This is a genomic window from Streptomyces sp. NPDC058964, from assembly GCF_042741275.1.
GTDB lineage: Bacteria > Actinomycetota > Actinomycetes > Streptomycetales > Streptomycetaceae > Streptomyces.
This window is the reverse complement of sequence record NZ_JBHYKH010000338.1, coordinates 9,603-9,904: the sequence shown is the minus strand read 5'-3', so window position 1 is coordinate 9,904 and position 302 is coordinate 9,603.

The following is a 302-nucleotide window of genomic DNA, read 5'->3' as shown; positions in this document are numbered from 1 at the left end:
GTTCCACCGCCGACGAAGGGCGCGCCGTGCAACAGGGCCTGACGGTCCCTCGGCCCCGTCTGCATCGACGGGTGGCGGGCAACATCCTCCACCGCCCTACATCTGGTTGCAACATTAAACTAGAGTTTGGGTCCGGACAACCCGGCCAGACGGACCCCTGCCTGATCGGCGCGACACTCGGGTGAGGGGCGCTCTGGACGGTGGAGGCCGGCCCAGGGGGGCGGGGAGCGGCCCCCAACGCGTTATTCTGGGTGGCGGCGGGGGGCGGGGGCGGGGCCGCCCACAGAGAGTGCGACTCCCCC